Below are 3,075 nucleotides of genomic sequence, written 5' to 3' on the forward strand. Positions count from 1 at the left end.
TGCTCTTTAACAATCCGGAACAAGCTGAAAATTGAAACGACATGTCGTTTTCATTCTCCGTAATAAGAATGAAATTAACGATATGTTCGAGTCTCTCAAATGCTTACAACAGACAATGTGTTCTTCGGGACGCTTGTGGGTTGTGAGGTTAAGCGACTAAGCGTACACGGTGGATGCCTAGGCAGTCAGAGGCGATGAAGGGCGTGCTAATCTGCGATAAGCGTCGGTAAGGTGATATGAACCGCAACAACCGACGATACCCGAATGGGGAAACCCAGTGTGTTTCGACACACTATCATGTCATGAATACATAGTGGCATGAGGCGAACCGGGGGAACTGAAACATCTAAGTACCCCGAGGAAAAGAAATCAACCGAGATTCCCCCAGTAGCGGCGAGCGAACGGGGAACAGCCCAGAACCTGAATCAGTTTGTGCATTAGTGGAAGCGTCTGGAAAGTCGCAGGGTACAGGGTGATACTCCCGTACACAAAAATGCACTCACTGTGAGTTCGATGAGTAGGGCGGGACACGTGACATCCTGTCTGAATATGGGGGGACCATCCTCCAAGGCTAAATACTCCTGACTGACCGATAGTGAACCAGTACCGTGAGGGAAAGGCGAAAAGAACCCCGGCGAGGGGAGTGAAACAGAACCTGAAACCGTGTACGTACAAGCAGTGGGAGCCTACTTGTTAGGTGACTGCGTACCTTTTGTATAATGGGTCAGCGACTTATATTCTGTAGCAAGGTTAACCGTATAGGGGAGCCGCAGGGAAACCGAGTCTTAACTGGGCGTTAAGTTGCAGGGTATAGACCCGAAACCCGGTGATCTAGCCATGGGCAGGTTGAAGGTTGGGTAACACTAACTGGAGGACCGAACCGACTAATGTTGAAAAATTAGCGGATGACTTGTGGCTGGGGGTGAAAGGCCAATCAAACCGGGAGATAGCTGGTTCTCCCCGAAAGCTATTTAGGTAGCGCCTCGTGAACTCATCTTCGGGGGTAGAGCACTGTTTCGGCTAGGGGGCCATCCCGGCTTACCAACCCGATGCAAACTGCGAATACCGAAGAATGTTATCACGGGAGACACACGGCGGGTGCTAACGTCCGTCGTGAAGAGGGAAACAACCCAGACCGCCAGCTAAGGTCCCAAAGTCATGGTTAAGTGGGAAACGATGTGGGAAGGCACAGACAGCCAGGATGTTGGCTTAGAAGCAGCCATCATTTAAAGAAAGCGTAATAGCTCACTGGTCGAGTCGGCCTGCGCGGAAGATGTAACGGGGCTAAACCATGCACCGAAGCTGCGGCAGCGATACGCAAGTATTGTTGGGTAGGGGAGCGTTCTGTAAGCCGTCGAAGGTGAACTGTGAGGTTTGCTGGAGGTATCAGAAGTGCGAATGCTGACATAAGTAACGATAAAGCGGGTGAAAAGCCCGCTCGCCGGAAGACCAAGGGTTCCTGTCCAACGTTAATCGGGGCAGGGTGAGTCGACCCCTAAGGCGAGGCCGAAAGGCGTAGTCGATGGGAAACAGGTTAATATTCCTGTACTCGGTGTTACTGCGAAGGGGGGACGGAGAAGGCTATGTTAGCCGGGCGACGGTTGTCCCGGTTTAAGCGTGTAGGCTTGAGTTCCAGGCAAATCCGGAACTCTTTAAGGCTGAGGCGTGATGACGAGGCACTACGGTGCTGAAGTAACAAATGCCCTGCTTCCAGGAAAAGCCTCTAAGCATCAGGTAACATTGAATCGTACCCCAAACCGACACAGGTGGTCAGGTAGAGAATACCAAGGCGCTTGAGAGAACTCGGGTGAAGGAACTAGGCAAAATGGTGCCGTAACTTCGGGAGAAGGCACGCTGTCGGTAGGTGAAGGGACTTGCTCCTGGAGCTGAAGGCAGTCGAAGATACCAGCTGGCTGCAACTGTTTATTAAAAACACAGCACTGTGCAAACACGAAAGTGGACGTATACGGTGTGACGCCTGCCCGGTGCCGGAAGGTTAATTGATGGGGTTATCCGCAAGGAGAAGCTCTTGATCGAAGCCCCGGTAAACGGCGGCCGTAACTATAACGGTCCTAAGGTAGCGAAATTCCTTGTCGGGTAAGTTCCGACCTGCACGAATGGCGTAATGATGGCCAGGCTGTCTCCACCCGAGACTCAGTGAAATTGAACTCGCTGTGAAGATGCAGTGTACCCGCGGCAAGACGGAAAGACCCCGTGAACCTTTACTACAGCTTGACACTGAACATTGAGCCTTGATGTGTAGGATAGGTGGGAGGCTTTGAAGCGTGGACGCCAGTCTGCGTGGAGCCAACCTTGAAATACCACCCTTTAACGTTTGATGTTCTAACCTGGCGCCGTGATCCGGCGTGGGGACAGTGTCTGGTGGGTAGTTTGACTGGGGCGGTCTCCTCCTAAAGAGTAACGGAGGAGCACGAAGGTTAGCTAATCACGGTCGGACATCGTGAGGTTAGTGCAATGGCATAAGCTAGCTTGACTGCGAGAGTGACGGCTCGAGCAGGTGCGAAAGCAGGTCATAGTGATCCGGTGGTTCTGAATGGAAGGGCCATCGCTCAACGGATAAAAGGTACTCCGGGGATAACAGGCTGATACCGCCCAAGAGTTCATATCGACGGCGGTGTTTGGCACCTCGATGTCGGCTCATCACATCCTGGGGCTGAAGTAGGTCCCAAGGGTACGGCTGTTCGCCGTTTAAAGTGGTACGCGAGCTGGGTTTAGAACGTCGTGAGACAGTTCGGTCCCTATCTGCCGTGGGCGCTGGAGAATTGAGAGGGGTTGCTCCTAGTACGAGAGGACCGGAGTGAACGCACCACTGGTGTTCGGGTTGTCATGCCAATGGCATTGCCCGGTAGCTAAGTGCGGAAAAGATAAGCGCTGAAAGCATCTAAGCGCGAAACTTGCCTCGAGATGAATTCTCCCTGGGTCCTTGAGACCCCTGAAGGGACGTTGAAGACTACGACGTTGATAGGCCGGGTGTGTAAGCGCAGCGATGCGTTGAGCTAACCGGTACTAATGACCCGTGAGGCTTAACCTTACAACGCCAGAAGCGTTCTGGTG

At 52.7% G+C, this 3,075-nt stretch carries 1 rRNA gene; it reads left to right on the top strand.

Annotated elements, in window-relative coordinates:
• Positions 1-146 precede the first annotated feature (146 nt).
• Positions 147-3,052 (top strand): 23S ribosomal RNA (locus FY046_RS23535).
• Positions 3,053-3,075: the final 23 nt, after the last annotated feature.

Source organism: Erwinia sp. 1181_3 (genome assembly GCF_052824965.1).